The organism is Roseivirga misakiensis, assembly GCF_001747105.1.
In the GTDB taxonomy this organism is placed as follows: Bacteria; Bacteroidota; Bacteroidia; order Cytophagales; family Cyclobacteriaceae; genus Roseivirga; species Roseivirga misakiensis.
In genome coordinates, this window is the sequence record NZ_MDGQ01000005.1 from 631,950 (window position 1) to 647,790 (window position 15,841).

The 15,841-nt window shown below is 39.4% G+C and carries 15 protein-coding genes; 4 read left to right on the forward strand and 11 right to left on the reverse strand.

Going from position 1 to position 15,841, the window contains the following annotated elements; genetic code table 11:
• The first annotated feature begins 24 nt into the window (after window positions 1-24).
• Window positions 25-936, forward strand: a complete 912-nt coding sequence (gene miaA, locus BFP71_RS10525; RefSeq protein WP_069835431.1) for a tRNA (adenosine(37)-N6)-dimethylallyltransferase MiaA — start codon at window positions 25-27, stop codon at window positions 934-936.
• Here miaA and BFP71_RS10530 read toward each other — a convergent pair.
• Window positions 923-1,369, reverse strand: a complete 447-nt coding sequence (locus BFP71_RS10530) for a LemA family protein (protein WP_069835432.1) — start codon at window positions 1,367-1,369, stop codon at window positions 923-925. The genes miaA and BFP71_RS10530 overlap by 14 nt on opposite strands.
• A 110-nt stretch (window positions 1,370-1,479) precedes the next feature.
• Between BFP71_RS10530 and BFP71_RS10535 the strand changes: the two genes are divergently transcribed.
• Window positions 1,480-2,781: a glycosyltransferase family protein gene (locus tag BFP71_RS10535; RefSeq protein ID WP_069835433.1), complete on the forward strand. Its 1,302-nt coding sequence runs from the start codon at window positions 1,480-1,482 to the stop codon at window positions 2,779-2,781.
• On the opposite strand, the gene BFP71_RS10540 is transcribed toward BFP71_RS10535, so the two are convergent.
• The 4 genes from BFP71_RS10540 to BFP71_RS10555 are packed head-to-tail and all read right to left on the reverse strand — an operon-like array spanning window position 2,773 to window position 8,456.
• Complete coding sequence (locus BFP71_RS10540) at window positions 2,773-4,251, reverse strand: lipopolysaccharide biosynthesis protein (protein WP_069835434.1); 1,479 nt, start codon at window positions 4,249-4,251, stop codon at window positions 2,773-2,775. The two genes, BFP71_RS10535 and BFP71_RS10540, sit on opposite strands and share 9 nt — an antisense overlap.
• A complete protein-coding gene (locus tag BFP71_RS10545) occupies window positions 4,252-4,776 on the reverse strand; it encodes a methyltransferase domain-containing protein (RefSeq protein ID WP_069835435.1) in 525 nt (174 codons plus the stop codon).
• Window positions 4,777-5,991, reverse strand: coding sequence for a glycosyltransferase family 4 protein (locus tag BFP71_RS10550; RefSeq protein ID WP_088124987.1), 1,215 nt, complete (start codon window positions 5,989-5,991; stop codon window positions 4,777-4,779). It abuts the gene before it with no gap.
• A 26-nt stretch (window positions 5,992-6,017) separates the two neighbouring features.
• Window positions 6,018-8,456: a YfhO family protein gene (locus BFP71_RS10555; protein WP_069835437.1), complete on the reverse strand. Its 2,439-nt coding sequence runs from the start codon at window positions 8,454-8,456 to the stop codon at window positions 6,018-6,020.
• Between the two features lie 137 nt (window positions 8,457-8,593).
• Between BFP71_RS10555 and ffh the strand changes: the two genes are divergently transcribed.
• Window positions 8,594-9,931, forward strand: coding sequence for a signal recognition particle protein (gene ffh, locus BFP71_RS10560; protein ID WP_069835438.1), 1,338 nt, complete (start codon window positions 8,594-8,596; stop codon window positions 9,929-9,931).
• A gap of 2 nt (window positions 9,932-9,933) precedes the next feature.
• Here the strand turns inward: ffh and BFP71_RS10565 are convergent, their stop codons facing one another.
• From BFP71_RS10565 to BFP71_RS10580, 4 genes are all read right to left on the reverse strand, one after another.
• Entirely contained in the window at window positions 9,934-10,653 is a 720-nt protein-coding gene (locus tag BFP71_RS10565) for a hypothetical protein (protein ID WP_141719734.1), read from the reverse strand.
• 51 nt (window positions 10,654-10,704) lie between these two features.
• Window positions 10,705-11,211 (reverse strand): AAA family ATPase, encoded by a 507-nt coding sequence (locus BFP71_RS10570; protein ID WP_069835440.1) that lies wholly within the window; start codon window positions 11,209-11,211, stop codon window positions 10,705-10,707.
• Between the two features lie 58 nt (window positions 11,212-11,269).
• Window positions 11,270-12,247 (reverse strand): pyruvate dehydrogenase complex E1 component subunit beta, encoded by a 978-nt coding sequence (locus BFP71_RS10575; protein ID WP_069835441.1) that lies wholly within the window; start codon window positions 12,245-12,247, stop codon window positions 11,270-11,272.
• Between the two features lie 136 nt (window positions 12,248-12,383).
• Complete coding sequence (locus BFP71_RS10580; RefSeq protein WP_069835442.1) at window positions 12,384-14,159, reverse strand: tetratricopeptide repeat protein; 1,776 nt, start codon at window positions 14,157-14,159, stop codon at window positions 12,384-12,386.
• A 115-nt stretch (window positions 14,160-14,274) separates the two neighbouring features.
• Between BFP71_RS10580 and BFP71_RS19515 the strand changes: the two genes are divergently transcribed.
• Window positions 14,275-14,493 carry a PspC domain-containing protein gene (locus BFP71_RS19515; protein WP_088124988.1) on the forward strand — a complete coding sequence of 73 codons (219 nt, stop codon included), beginning with the start codon at window positions 14,275-14,277 and terminating at the stop codon, window positions 14,491-14,493.
• Between the two features lie 15 nt (window positions 14,494-14,508).
• Here the strand turns inward: BFP71_RS19515 and BFP71_RS10585 are convergent, their stop codons facing one another.
• Entirely contained in the window at window positions 14,509-15,507 is a 999-nt protein-coding gene (locus tag BFP71_RS10585) for a glycosyltransferase family 2 protein (RefSeq protein ID WP_069835443.1), read from the reverse strand.
• On the reverse strand, window positions 15,507-15,839 hold the full coding sequence (locus BFP71_RS10590; RefSeq protein ID WP_069835444.1) for a YbaB/EbfC family nucleoid-associated protein: 333 nt from the start codon (window positions 15,837-15,839) through the stop codon (window positions 15,507-15,509). Before BFP71_RS10590 ends, BFP71_RS10585 begins: the two co-directional genes overlap by 1 nt.
• Window positions 15,840-15,841 lie beyond the last annotated feature (2 nt).

Genomic DNA, 15,841 nt, shown 5'->3' on the forward strand with positions numbered 1-15,841 from the left:
TGAGCCTAATATTGAAACAGAGTAATGACTAAGCCAAAATTGATTTGTGTTGTTGGGCCAACTGCTGTTGGCAAGACTGGTGTGGCTATTCAAATTGCTAACGCATTAAATACAGAAATAATATCTGCTGATTCAAGACAATTTTATAGGGAGCTAGAAATAGGCACTGCGAAACCTACGGCTGATGAATTGAAACAAGCAAAACATCATTTTGTCAATAACCTGTCAATTCACGACGACTACAATGTCGGTCGGTTTGAGAAAGAGGTGATCGCCAAGTTGAAGCTCCTGTTTAAAAAACATCAGACTGTAATTTTAGTTGGTGGCTCTGGCTTATTTGTAGATGCAGTATGTAATGGTCTAGACGCATTTCCTAAAATTGATGAAGCGGTTAGGCCGAAGCTAATTCAAGAGTTTGAAGATAATGGTCTTTCAAACCTTCAAGATGAGCTTAAGGCGACCGACCTTGACTATTACAAAATAGTCGATCTAAAAAATCCTCAAAGAGTCATACGAGCCCTTGAAGTAATCAGAGGTACTGGGAAGACTTTTACAGAGTTTAGAAAACAAAAACCCAAGGAAAGAGACTTCGATGTCATCAAAATTGGTTTGGCTATGGAAAGAGAGGAACTCTACTCGCGCATAGATGATCGTATGGATCAAATGATTGAAAATGGCTTATTTCAAGAAGCTCAAGAGTTTCAATCCTATAGTCACTTAAATGCGCTGCAGACAGTGGGCTATAGCGAGATTTTTGGTTATCTCTCAGGTACTTACGATAAAAATGAAGCCGTTCGATTATTGAAACGTAATTCCCGAAGGTATGCTAAAAGGCAACTTACCTGGTTTAAAAGAGATCAACAGACAGTTTGGTTTAATCCTAACCAAATTGATCAGATCCTAAATTTTTTAACTGGTGAACTTAAAATTGCCTAAAACCAAACACCGAAGCCACGACACTGGCCGGCGGCTTAGCGATAAAAGAGTTGTAATCGTTAGATACTGATTTCAACGTTTTCATCATACTTTCTTGGTTTGCATTAGCCTTCCTTATTTGATCTTGTATTTCTGTGTCGGAAAGGCCACCTATACCTTGGTTGATAGCATTAATAAAATCTTCTTCCTTTCTATAGCTTTGAAAACGATTCGTAGAGGATTTTTTCAACATTGCAGCTACTTCGGAGAGACTTGAGCCTGGGTTTTCTTGATCATAGGCCAAAATAACTTGCTTTCGATTAGTGCTGTTTTCAGCCATGTCATCAATCGCTTTTGTCAATCTGGCTTTGCGAGGCTTAATCAAATTATAGGTGTAAATGCTGTAAAGGAGAACTAGCCCTAATAAAGCGATGAATATTGGAATGTATCCCATGGTTAAGTGTATTTTGAATTTGACCTAATAAAAGGATGAATTAATCTTTTTTTGACAATAATTGCAAATTGGTTTTTGCAGAATACAATAAACACTAATCTTTGAACCAGATGGACAACGAAAAGCGCAAGCGAATACTTGTGATTACCTATTATTGGCCACCCAGTGGTGGGGCAGGGGTTCAGCGTTGGTTGAAATTTACAAAGTACCTGCCTGATTTTGGTTGGGATCCGATTGTCTTCACTCCGGAAAATCCAGATTTTGATTTAAAAGATGAATCTCTCTTGGAGGATGTAGAAGAGCGAATTGAAGTCTTGAAGTTTCCGATTTGGGAACCTTACAAAATCTTCAAGAGATTATCAGGGAACAAAACCATCAAACAAGGACAAATACTTGAAACCGAAAAGCAAAGCATTTTTAAACAACTAGCAATTTGGCTCAGAGGCAATCTTTTTGTTCCTGACCCTAGAATCTTTTGGGTTAAACCTTCAGTGGAGTATCTATCGTCAATCATTCAGACGAACGAAATAAAACATGTCATTACTACAGGTCCGCCCCATAGTGTTCATTTGATCGGTAAAGGATTAAAGTTGAAGAACCCCGCGTTAACTTGGATTGCAGACTTTAGGGACCCGTGGTCAGGTTGGGATATTCTTAGGAAAATGAAGATAACCTCATTTATCTGGAAGAAGCATTTTAAGCTAGAAGAGTCCGTTTTGAAAATGTCAGATGCTGTTTTGGCCACAGGCCCAACTGCGGCTAGAGAATTCAAAGATCTTGGCGCTAGAAAAGTACACTATATTACTAACGGCTATGATGGTGCCGATCTAAACGTTACTCAAACTCACGCTAAAACCAGTGAATTTAGGGTAAGCCATGTGGGGATGTTAAGTGCTGATAGAAACCCTCAGGTTTTGTGGCAGGTCCTTGATGAACTTTGCAATGACCATGAATTCAAAGCAGCTTTAAGGATAAAATTAGTTGGCATATTAAGTCCTAATGTTATCGCATCCATTAGGGAGCACAAACATATTGCAGATTTATTTGAGACCCATGATTCTGTACCGCATGCAGAGGTATTTGATACTTATCAAGCGAGTGAAATCTTATTGCTCTTACAAACTAATATTGAGGGTACAAACTCTCAATTGCCGGGTAAACTTTTTGAATATCTGAGTGCGAGAAGGCCAATACTCGCCCTAGGTGGAGAAAATGATATTTCTGATATTCTCTCAGAAACTGATTCAGGGGCATCATTTACTTACCAAGATGAAAATGGGCTCAAAAAATTTATTCTCGAGGCGTATAATGCCTGGAGAAATAAGGAGCCGCAATGGAGCTTCAAGAATATAGATAAATACGAAAGAAGAACCCTAACTTCAGAGCTTTCGGAGTGGTTGGATTCAATTTAATCTTAAAATCCATTTCGCACTCTTTTCCAATAACTCATTCACTTCCTCTGATATCTTCAGCCAATAAGTGGCCCCGATAAGTAGAACTGTAATGATGGTAGATCGGGTTATCATGTCTAGTAATACAGTATCCAATTCTGGAAGAAGGTAATTGGCCAATAGTACCACCCCAGTGATACCAAGAAACTTAATTGTCGAGGTTGTAAATGGCTGGATTCTAAATTTTACCCATACATAATAAAATTTGATAAGGTTAAAGCTGAACATCGCTATAAAGGAGGCTATTGCAGCGCCATCTATGCCATATTTAGGTATTAATAGTGTGTTTAAAACGATCGTGACAATCGCGAGTATAGAAACGGAAATAACATTAAACCTATAATATTTAGACATCACAATTATCTCTCCATTCGTACCAAAAGCCATATCGCTTAATTTCCCTAAGGCAATGAAAAGGACCACGTTAAAACCATTGGCGTATTCTTCGCCATTTGGCACTAAAGAGTAAATACTATCTAAGTTGGCCCATATCCCAATCAGCAAAAGTGTTCCAATGATCATTTGGTTGATAGAGGTCTGTTGATAAAGCTTTTTTACGGCCGGCATATCTCCAGAATTAAAGGATTGGGAGAGTAGCGATGCACTAATTTGGGCAATTGCTCTTTTTGGCATTTCAATAACCACGCCTATTGAAAATGCGATGAAGTATATCCCTGTCGCTTGAAGCCCAAGCGCACCACTTACCATAATGTTGTCTATCTGAAGTATAATTTGCGTACCACCAGCACCGATTAGTGAATAGCAACCAAAATTTAAAATACGTTTCCAGACTCCACTTTTTAAAAAGGCGAAATCTAAAGAAAGAGGAGCCTTTAGTGAGGTTTTAACTTGAATTGCGAGCATGAATAGGACAATGCCATAAACTCCGATTAAGGAATAGATCAGCGTCGGGAAACTTATGATTTCGAAGCCATAGAGTAATAGAATTAAGGTTGACAAGATTCGCAGCCCTACATCTCTGAGCAAAGTTGGAACGACGATTTTCAATAAGCTCTTTGAATAGGCTTCAAGTAATTGAAAGTTGATGATTAGAAACGTGATCAATACAGTTACTTGAAAATAATCGACAAACATCGAAGATTCTTTGGCAAAGTAATCGACTATGGTACTTCGAAATATCACTGTTAGAAGCGAGAGAATCAGAAAGCCTATCGTTCCGCCAAATACGATGGAAGTAAAGAATCCTTTGTTGCTTTTAAGTTCTGGAAAGAACTTAACAAGGCTTTGCGCTAATCCTACCTGACCAAAAGTGGCTAAAAGGTATGCCGAGCTTTGGATGAGCCTAAAAAGTCCGACTTGTTCTGTGGATAAGAAATTTGGATAAAGCCAAAGCACATTGATGTAGCCAATCGCTACGCCCAAGTAGGCGAAGATCGAAGAGCGTATGCTTTGCTTTATGACTACTCCCATCTAAGGCCTTTTTGCTTCAACCATGTAGTAACGTGGTGTAAACCGTCTTAAAATTGGTCTAATGCCAATCTTGCTGACTGGGGTGTTCCATTTTTCAGTATTTACAATTTCCCATCCTGATTTTTCTAATAGCCAATCAAATTGCCAATCCTCAAACTCATGAAAATGACGATCGTATGGGTCCTTGTCGTTGTTATAAGCCTTGGCAAACCATAAGTCTAGAGGTACAGAGGCAAATAGCCTTGGGGCCTTGATAGCTTGTAAAATCCCCATAGGATTGACTAGGTGTTCTAATACTTCAAATATGGTTACCGCATCGTAACCATCCTTTGCTATCACCTCTGGGTGTAAATCAAAGTCTTGGCCATGAGCGTGGTCTATCTCGTAGCCATTTTGTGTGAGAAAAGCACTCATGTCATTAGGAGTACCTAAATCCAATATCTTCGAGGTTTTAGGCAAAGTTTTCTCCAAAAATGTGAGTGTATTTTGAAACCTAACCCTTTCCGTTTTTGCAATACCTTTCATTTATAGACTTTTATATAAATCAGTTAATGACTTCACTGTGGTTTCCCAATTCCAATCACCAGTTAAAGTAGCTTTTTTTCCATTGCTACCTAACGTGTCGTATACCTGTTTGTCTTCAATCATGGACTGAATTTTTTTTGCAAAGTCCTCAGCATTACCAGCTTCAAAAACGAGTCCCGATGCTGTAATATCAACGATTCTCTTCAACGGTGGTGCATCACTAACCAAAACTGGTTTTCCGACCATCATTCCTTGAAAAAGCTTATGTGGGATCGTGTTATCCGTGTGCCCATTTCTATTGTGCGGAATAAGGTTTACATCTGCATAAGCCATATAAGAAAAGAATTTATGGAACGGTTGATAGCCATTGATGACGACTCGATCCTGTACACCATCTGCTTCCGCTAAACCTGTCAGCCAAATTCTAGAGTCGGTTGATAGGGTGCCTGTAATTTCAAGTCTTACTTGTTCGTTTTCGATATGTTTTAGCGCTTTTACCGCTACATCAACCCCGCGATGCGGCCCAACGCCTCCTGTATATGCCAAAATAAAGTCTTGATCTTTTCGATCATAGATGTCTTCTATATGTTCCTGATCAAGGAAATCTCTAGATTCTGTATTGGTGACAACGGCTATTTTCTTCTCATCAATATTATGTAAGGAAGCTAATCTTGTTTTCATTTCGTCGACCACAACGACTAAATAATCAATATGCTTTGAAGCCCATTTTTCGTAAGCTAACCATCGATCATAGCCAAAAAATATGCTGTTTTTAATGCGGATGATCGGATTTCTTTTCCATTGGAACCATACTTTGAGCGCTTCTGGATAGTTCTCATGCATATCCAATATGGTCTTAACTCCAGAGAGCTTTTTAGCTACTTTAACGGCAGTTTTAGCAAGTGGCAAATCATGTACATGAAATGCCGAAAATTTTTCACGCCGATGTAGTTTCTTGAGCTGAGTGTAAAATAGCGGTTGGGTAAATCGAATAGCCAAAATTATATCCCAAATACCTCTCCAAGCAAAAGATTTAGCGATATGGATTCGGTGAACTTTTATACCATTTACTGTAGCTTCCTTTGGTTCGCCTTTTCTGCCTAGGCAAAGCAAATGGATTTCAAAACCAGACTCAATAAGTGATTTGGCCTCTTTACTTACCCTAATATCATTGGGGTAAGGCTCATGAAGAAGCATGCAAACTTTCTTACTCATTTTGGATTAAAGTCCTTTTTTGTTGACTAGGCTTTGAGTGATCGATAAATGGAGGCAAAAAATAGTAGTAGTACCAAGATTGAGAAAATTTGCATGACTATAGTGCCTGTTTTGTAAATCTTAGGGCTAAAGTTAAATTCTATAGTATGCTGACCAGCTGGGATCTCTAAGGCTCTTAGAATGTAATTAGCCCTTAGCATTTTGGCTGGTTTACCGTCAATAGTTACTTCAAAGCCAACGGGATAGTGAATCTCCGAGAAAACGGCCATTCCGTTCGCAGAATTATTCGATTCATACTTCCAGTAACCCGGATGATAGTCGACTAAATCGATAATGCCATTGTTGCTGTAACTGGTTTGGATTCCCTCAAATTTGGACTGATCAATCACAGCCGTACGTTTGGTGTCGATCATTTGAGTTTGGGCCAGTTCCTCATCCGGTGAATTGACTAATGACACACTTTCGATAAACCACGCGGCGCCATTGGCTTCAGGATTCATTACTATGCCTTGAGGGCTAGAAGGATTTGCCATGACAAAGCGTCCATTAAGCATATTGACTGTTTCGTAATTGCCGAAGTTTAAGTTGCCACCCTGATAATCTTGCCGCATTTGAATACGCTCGTTTTGTAAATCGGCATCTAACAATTCCTGAAACCTTCGAATACGAGCTCCATGATAGCCATTAATGGAGTGGTTAAAACGAGAGGCTCTAGCGTCATAAAAAATACCTGGCCCGAGATCAATTACACGATCACCTAGAGACTTATTTTGACTAATATATTGATCTCCAGGTAGGGGTTGATCGTTTTGAATCGAATTGGTTTGAAATCTATTACTATCTATAAACCTACTTCCAAGTAAGACTACGTCTAGTCCAGCGATTAAGATAAAAAGTGTAAATGCGATGTTTTTGGATAGTTTTTGAAGCGAATGTAAGTAGTAAACTCCTGCAAAAAGGGCAATGAATATAAAACTCCTAAAAGTATCGGCTCTAAAGGCATTTTTACGATCTGGAATAATGGAATCCTTCAGCCAAGCTGGCCATTGCGGGTTGTCATTTACTCCTCTAAAGCTGAAAACACCTGCAAAAACGGTGAGTAAAAGTGCAAGCCCCGCAGTACTGCCTAATGCGATCAATAGTTTTTTCTTCGCTGCTTGATCGAGTTTCGTGCTTAGCAGTTTTTCCAAGCCTAGCATTCCCAGTAAGGAAATGGCGAAAATTGGTAAAACCATGGTAAATGTCACCGATCTAAATTTATTGTACCCTGGCAAATAGTCGAAAAAGAAAAAGTTTAGACTTTCCATGTTCCTGCCGTAGCTTAAAATAATACCTAGAACAGCGATGCCTATTAGCCAGATAACGTACTTTCTTTCAACAAAGATTAATCCCACAACAAAGAGAAAAACCATGATGGCACCAGCATAATAAGTTGTTGGACTTTCTTTTCCCCAGTACATCAAGCCGTTTAGGCCTTGGAGTTGTTGTCGAACTTGAGCCTCATTAGCACCTTGTTGTCTTAGGCCATCAGCAATATTCGAGTCAGGGCTTAGACTAGCGCTGCCTCCTAAGGCATTGGGTATGAATAATGTTATTGGGTCCCAAATGCCGTTACTATAAGCAAAAGCATAGGATTTGGATAGCCCATCTTCGTTCTTCTCTAGGTCAGTCTGTTGTGTTAATTCAGACTTGCCACGGTTCGAGTATCCACCATATTCATATGTCGCATAAATTTCCCCAAAGTAGGTTCCAACGGCTAGAATAGCGGCAACGATGAGTATAGCACTACGCTGCAAAAAGTGTTTGATTTCCCCTTCTCGATAGTGATAGACTAATTGAATGATGCCATAAATCGCTATGACAAATACTAAATAGTAAGTCATTTGAATATGATTTACTCTTAGCTGCATGGCCAAGGCCAGCGCTGTTAGGCTTCCTCCTAGCCATTTGTTTTTGGTAAAACAGAGATGAATGGCTCCCATTATCAATGGCATGAAGGAAATGGCTGATATCCTCGCATTATGCCCTGCGGTGAAGCCAATAAAGTTATATGAAGAACAGCCAAAGGCAATTGCACCCATGATGGCTAAATATGGTCTAACTTTAAAGCATAACAGCATTATGTAAAAGCTGAGCATCGATGCGAAAAGGATCCGCGCTGGATGTGGTAATCCTAATGTATAAACTGCATGAGCGAATTTTATCAGCTGGTTGCCCCACTCCACACTGATCATATAGGCCGGCATACCACCGAAAATGGAATTTGTCCAGAGCCCTTCTTCACCCGTACTGTCTCTGTAATCTAATATTTCAGTGGCACTAGCCTTCCATTGTTCAATGTCGCCTTGATAGAGACTTTGTCCATCAAAAAAAGCAGGTTTGAAAAAGAACAGTGTTAATGCCAAGAATACAGCAATGGCAACGAGGTGGGGAAGTACGTCTTTTTGAAAACTGATCTTTCTCATTTGGTATACTTTGAAATATAAACGGCAATATCTCGATAAGGCTTGTAATTAGAAAGGTTTTGTATGCCAAATGAGTGTTTTGAATCTTTTAATGATCGATTTTTTGGCTAATTTTACAGCCCAAATTACAGGCAGATATGTTCGAGAATTTAAGTGGAAAGTTAGATAGAGCCTTTAAGACTTTAAAAGGACAGGGTAAGATCACCGAAATTAATGTGGCTACCACCGTCAAGGAGATAAGAAGAGCTTTAATTGACGCCGATGTAAACTACAAGGTTGCAAAAGATGTAACAGATCGGATTAAGGCAGAGGCCCTAGGTCGAGACGTTCTCATATCTGTATCGCCGGGCCAATTACTGACAAAAATTGTAAGCGAGGAGCTTACCCAGATGATGGGAGGCTCAAAAGTTGACATGGACGTTAAAGGCGATCCTGCCGTTATCCTTATTTCAGGTTTACAGGGTTCTGGTAAAACAACTTTCTCTGGGAAACTCGCTAGAATGTTGAAATCACAAGGCCGTCAGGTAATGTTGACTGCTTGTGATATCTATCGTCCTGCCGCTATCGATCAATTGAAAGTATTGGGTGAGCAAATCGAGGTTGATGTCTACGCCGAGCCTGAGAACAAAAATGCGATTGAGATTGCGAATAATGCCATTAAGCATGCCAAGGCAAATGGTAAGAAAATAGTCATCGTGGATACCGCGGGTCGTTTGGCTGTGGACGAGGTCATGATGCAAGAAATAGAGGCACTAAAAGAGGCGGTAAATCCATCTGAAACACTTTTTGTGGTGGACTCTATGACGGGTCAAGATGCAGTAAATACTGCGAAGACTTTCAATGAGCGTTTAGACTTTGACGGTGTTGTACTTACCAAGTTAGATGGTGATTCTAGGGGTGGAGCTGCATTATCAATTAGAACGGTCGTTGAGAAGCCGATTAAGTATATATCTACTGGTGAGAAAATGGAGGCTATCGATGTCTTCCATCCAGATCGTATGGCCAACCGAATTCTCGGTATGGGTGATGTGGTTTCTTTGGTAGAAAAAGCTCAGCAGTCTTTTGACGAGGAGGAAGCTAAAAAGTTGAACAAGAAAATTCGTCAGAATAAGTTCGATTTCGATGATTTCTTGTCTCAGTTAGAGCAAATCAAAAAGATGGGTAACCTAAAAGACTTGATGGGAATGATTCCTGGTATGGGGAAAGCCCTAAAGGGAATCGATATTGATGATGATTCTTTCAAACCGATCGAGGCCATTATTAAATCAATGACTAAAGACGAGCGTGCAAATCCTGAGATTCTTAATGGTAGTAGAAGAAAAAGAATCGCCACAGGATCAGGAACTTCGATTCAGCAAGTAAATAACCTGATGAAACAGTTCGCCGACATGAGAAAAATGATGAAGGCTATGAATAAAATGGGCGGTAAACGCGCCATGTCAGGTTTGGCTAACATGGCTGGAGGAAGGCGTTAAGGCTATCTAGTTTTCTGTTTCTTTTTGGATTCTTGATAAGACTCCCACTTTACCCAAGCTAGTTGATTTTCAAAGTCTTTGGTTTGAAAGGTGAGTTTATATCGTTGTCGTTTGTCATTGAAAGCCTGTAGTTCTTGCGCTTGCATGATTCGACCAGTATCTGCTTTCTTGCTCACTTGATAGGATATATCAAGATCCTTTCGAATCCACTTTAAGGTATATGCGTCCAGCTTTTCATTGATTGTGTACTTGCCGTTTTTCTTAGTAACTACTTTCTCTGTTTTTAAGAGCGTTTTATTGTGATAGTCGTCGATAGAGATTTTTGCGCTACCATATTTTCTTAAAAACTCATCTGTCTTGTCTTCCTTTAAAAAAGCTTGAATTCTAACGAGAAGACTGTCTATAAAGTAGAGGTTTACTTCATCAATAAAGTAAGATTCTGCTAGGTAGTCGACCCTGTCTAATCGATATATATTATAGTCTTCGGTATAAAAATGGCCGAAATGCTTAAATACTCTATGATCAAGGTCTTTTACATTTATGTTTAGAGCTAAAGAACCGAATTCGAATTTATAGGCAGGCATATCTGATTCAAAGTCTGCGACACGCTCAACTGGCGCAGGTGGTACGTATTCTTCATCATCCTTTTTGGGCTCTGGTCTAGAACATGAGCCAATGAATAATGTGAAGGCTAAAATGCTTAGTATGTGATGTGTTTTCAAGATCAACTAAATTTTTCGTTAATCTATTGAATTGATTTTATAGAAACAAATTTACTGGCCAGCGGAGCCTATTTTTCTAGTAAGATCTGTGTATTGGTGGGTGTAAATGCCTTTGATTGTAATCGAGGGCTTTATGTTATGTGGATTGCTGTACTTCAAATGACTTTGCCAAACGTGCTCGATAAACCATTTTGGTTCTTTACCCCAACGAGTCTCTTGGTTTCTTCTGGTAAAGAATTCCTCTTTTTCAAGTTCTAATTGGATCGTGAAATCTGCTTTTTCTGCAAGCTGTCTTATCGATAGCGCGAAAATACCTTCAATTATTACGTAGTTATGGCTTTTAATACCCTGCATAATTAAGTCATTGATTCTTAACCAGTCAATGGTTTCAGGCTTTTCCCAGTCAATCCGATCTTTAATCTTTGGCAGTTGATGCTCAGGTACGATCCACTCATCAAGATGAATTAAAAAACAATTCGATAAATCTTTGCTTAACTGCTTTGCCAAGGAGGACTTACCCGATCGGCTTACACCAAAAATAAGAATAAGTTTAGCCATGTATAAACATAAAAAAAGCCAGACGGAAGATCTGGCTTTTCTCTATAATAGATTCTTTTTATCTGTACATCACGGCGTCTACTGCTTCAATTGTCCTTTTCACATTTGGTAAAATGGCCTCAATTAGGGTAGGAGCATACGGTAGTGGCAAGTCTAAGCTGTTTACACGCTTAACTGGAGCGTCTAAATAGTCAAATGCGTCTTTCTGTACATTAAAGGCGATATCAGTGGAGATTGAAGCCAGTGGCCAAGCTTCCTCTACGATAACAAGCCTGTTTGTTTTCTTCACTGATTCAATAATTGTTTTGTAGTCTATTGGTCTTACTGAACGTAAATCAATAACCTCGGCGTTTACACCATTCTTGGCTAGCTCGCTTGCAGCCTCATCAACAATCTTCATCATTTTACCGAAAGAAAGTAGCGTAACGTCTGTACCTTCTTTCACAATGTGTGCTTGTCCGATAGGTAATAGGTATTCGCCCTCAGGAACTTCTCCTTTGTCAGAATACATCAATTCTGACTCCATAAAAATAACCGGGTCGTTATCTCTGATTGAAGATTTTAATAGACCTTTTGCGTCATATGGGTTTGACGGAACCACGACTTTCAGACCTGGTGTATTAGCAAACCAATTCTCAAAGTTCTGTGAGTGCTGAGAACTTAACATTCCAGCGTTTCCAGTAGGTCCTCTAAATACGATCGGTACCTGGAATTGACCACCAGACATCGACATCATTTTTGCAGCTGAGTTAATCACCTGATCTATGGCTACCAAGGAGAAGTTGAAAGTCATAAATTCAATGATTGGCCTTAAACCATTCATTGCTGCGCCAACGCCAATTCCTGCAAAGCCTAATTCAGCTATGGGTGTATCTATAACGCGTTCGGCTCCAAATTCATCAAGCATACCTTGGCTAACCTTATAGGCACCATTGTATTCCGCAACTTCTTCACCCATGAGAAAGATTTTTTCATCTCTTCTCATCTCTTCTGACATCGCTTCTCTTAGCGCTTCTCTGAACTGTATAACTCTCATGAATTGTTCTGTTAAGGGGCGTAAAAATAAACATTCAACGCTCAATTAGCAAGACAGAATTGAGCATTAAATCGGGCAATAAAAAAGCCTCTTCGAGGAATCGAAGAGGCTTTCAAATTTATGATTTGGAGTCAGATTATTTCATCAAATTGATGAATACATCTGTGCCAGAATAAGCTCTGAACTCAAGGTCAGTCAAGGCTTTAGTCTTCAATGAAGCGTCGGCATTAACAGCATTTCTTAAGTGCTCGATTAACTTGTTCTCATTGTCTTGTCTAGCAGCGGCAATTGCAGCAGCGTAGTGTGCTAATACATAACCTCTGTCTTTAGAGATTACACTTTCTAGCGTAGACTGAGCATTTCTAAAATCTTTTCTTAATAACTGTACAAGTCCTTTGTTGAATTGATCAACAGATCTTGACGATGCGCGGTTAAGTGATGCAATAGCCAAGTCATAACGACCAACCATTATTTCAACAGCACCTTTGGCACCATTCACACCTTGTCTTACATCATTGCCAGGGTTCATACCCGCCGCTTTAGTCAATGCAGCGTGTGCTCCCCAAAGGTTGCCCTGCATAGCTAACACCATTCCTAAGTTTGCTTGTGCTTCTGCATTAGCATTCTTTTGGTTAGAAATGTTGAAGTGATTTGTTGCAGTTGTCAACATGTTTCTTTGTGATCTGCCGCTCGCACTCATTGCCATTTCCATAGTAACAGCACCCAAGTTGTTATGGATAATCCAAGTGTCATTCTTTTTAGCCGCAGCTTCGTAGATAGACTTTTTCTCTTCTAAAGACGGATTGTTTGCCGCTGCATATGCTAATTCTTCAACAGATAAGCTGTTTGGAGAATTCAATGCCATAGAAGCGATCTCTGCTTTAGATTTCTTAGGCTTAACAGTTAAAACTTCAGTTTTAGCCGTTCTAAGCATTGGATAAACTTCTTTAAATACTTGCTTGTAAGTACTTAATTTTTGAAGCTCTTTTTCTTTTTGCTCAAATGAACCTGATCCATTGATAATGCTATTCCATTCTGATTTTTGGCTTGATGAGATGCCATCATAACTTGCAAGCATTGCTTTTAAACCACTCCAATCCTGTACAACTGGCTTGATGATGAACCTAATATTACTAGCCAATCCTTGGTAGTCATATTTGTCCATTTGCTCTCTGTACCATGCCTCAATAGCCGCTGCTCTTTCTTGCGCTAGTTCAGAGTTGATAGTTTCTTTTCCTTCTGGTGAGTGAGAACCGATGATAGTAACCGTTCTTGTTACGTTTTTCTCAGCAATGAAAGCAGCAAATTTTGCTCCTCTATCACTTGATTGCTCAGTAGCTCTGAAAACAGACTTTCCTTGATCGAAGAAAAATTCAACGTTCGTAGGGATTAATTCCTCTTGATCGTTGTATCCATGGTTAGCATAAGAAGCGTAGTATGAAGGCTGAACTAATTTTGATGTAGTAATTAGGCCTTCTGCAATCGCAAGTCTGTCGGTTTCCAAATAGTTGCCTGATTTTGGATTGATGGCACGTCCTTGAATCTCAACATTTCCTCTTTCCATACCTTTTCTGTAAGGGAATACGAAAGATTCAGTCACTTTTGGTTGCTCAGTATCAGAGTTAGGATAGTCAGTTGCTTTGAATTCAATTTTTTTCAAAGCTCTTTCGTTAGTTCCATATCTGTAGAAAGAATTCAATTGATAAACTTTCTTTGGCTTCAGCATTTTAAGTGGAAGGTTGGCTGACATTTCAAAACGCACTGTATCAGCGTGAACTTCCAAAGGCGTAGGTGTAACCGTCAGTTCCTGGTTTTTTGCTGCTTTTTTCATTTGACTCAAAGCACATCCTGAAAAAGACAGGATTCCAATGAGTAGAACAGGGAAAATAGATTTAGCAGTTTGGGTTTTCATAAGAATTTGGATTGTTTTTGTCTGTTTAAACAGGCTGCAAGTTTAAGAATTTTTTAGTAGATTCCGATTCTGCGATTAATATTTTGTTTATAAATTCGCAATAAATTAAATGTAAATGGAGCGAATCCAGCAATTTTTTGAAAATCAGGCATTTGGGGTCTGCACCAAGCTAGGAGAGAAGCTTCATATTTCTACTTCTAGTATACGCCTTTTCTTTATTTACGCGTCATTCTTGACGTTTGGATCTCCTTTGATTATTTATTTGTCTCTGGCTTGGGTGATCAACTTTAGAAAGCACCTACGACGAAGAAGAAATCCAGTGTGGTATAACTAACAGGTAATTAGCTGGTTACAATTTATTGTATGTTTTTGTTCCAGCTGCAAAGTAGCGCCAAGTAATCCACCCTTTGAACCTTGGAATAGCACTGTGATTATTTGATTTACCCCTCTTTTTTAAGGTTTTTCGGAAGTTTAATACGGTAGAAATATGAGCTCTAAAAATGGCAAAACCATGTTGTGGGCCACTCTCAATCGAGAACTTTACTAACGCCACCCAATCTAAGATGATTCTTAATGGAAGCTTCCAGACTAGCTTAGCCATATCCTCATTTTTGATGAGCAGGCTTAAACCGTTTCGAAAGTTTAGGAATGTTTTACGCGGTTTAGATTTATCTAGTGTTCCACCACCTACATGGTAAACTCGACTTTCTGGAGAAACCATAATTTTACCTTTCGACTTCCATATTCTCCAGCAAAGATCGATTTCTTCCATATGCGCAAAGAAATCAACATCTAAACCACCAAGTTCTAAGTAGGTTTTTCTATCGACAAAAAGGCAGCTTCCAGATGCCCAGAATACTTCCTTGACATCATCATACTGACCTAGATCTTCCTCGATTGTCTGAAAAATTCGTCCTCTACAAAAAGGATATCCTAAATCATCGATGTATCCACCTGAGGCGCCTGCGTATTCGAAACGATTCTTGGCTTTGTAGTCTAAGATTTTTGGCTGTGCAGCCTTTATTTGTTCGTCGCTGTCAAGCAGTGCTAATACAGGAGATATCCAGTTTGGTGTTACTTCAACATCGGTATTTAGTAAAACCACGTATTCTGAATCTAAAAGCGTTAAAGCCTTGTTGTATCCACCGCTGAATCCGTGATTTTCCTCGAATTTGATGAGCCTTACTTCAGGATAGTTTTTTTCCAGATAGGCCACAGAGTCGTCTGTTGAACCATTGTCAACCACAACTACTTCATACGGCCTGCTGTGAGTTGTTACAGAGGGTAGGAAGTTTTCTAAATGGTGTTGGCCATTATAATTAAGAAGAACTACAGAAAGTTTTTCCATTAGAACATATTCCCGAAATCCATTCCTGGAATATTAGGAAGTATACCTTCAGTGCTATTTTTAATCTCTTCTTTGGCTTTGATATCGACTTTTTCGAGTGCCATGTTAATGGCTGCTACTGTTAAGTCCTGCACCATGTCTTTATCTTCTTTGACGAGAAGGCTTTCGTCAATATCAATGGAAATGATTTGTTTTTTTCCGTTCACAGTGGCTTTCACCATTCCACCACCAGCTTCGCCGGTATCTTGAATGAACTCTAGTCTCTCTTGGGCTTCTTTCATCTTGGTCTGCATCTCCTTGACCTTGCCCATCATTTTCATCATGTCGAACATGC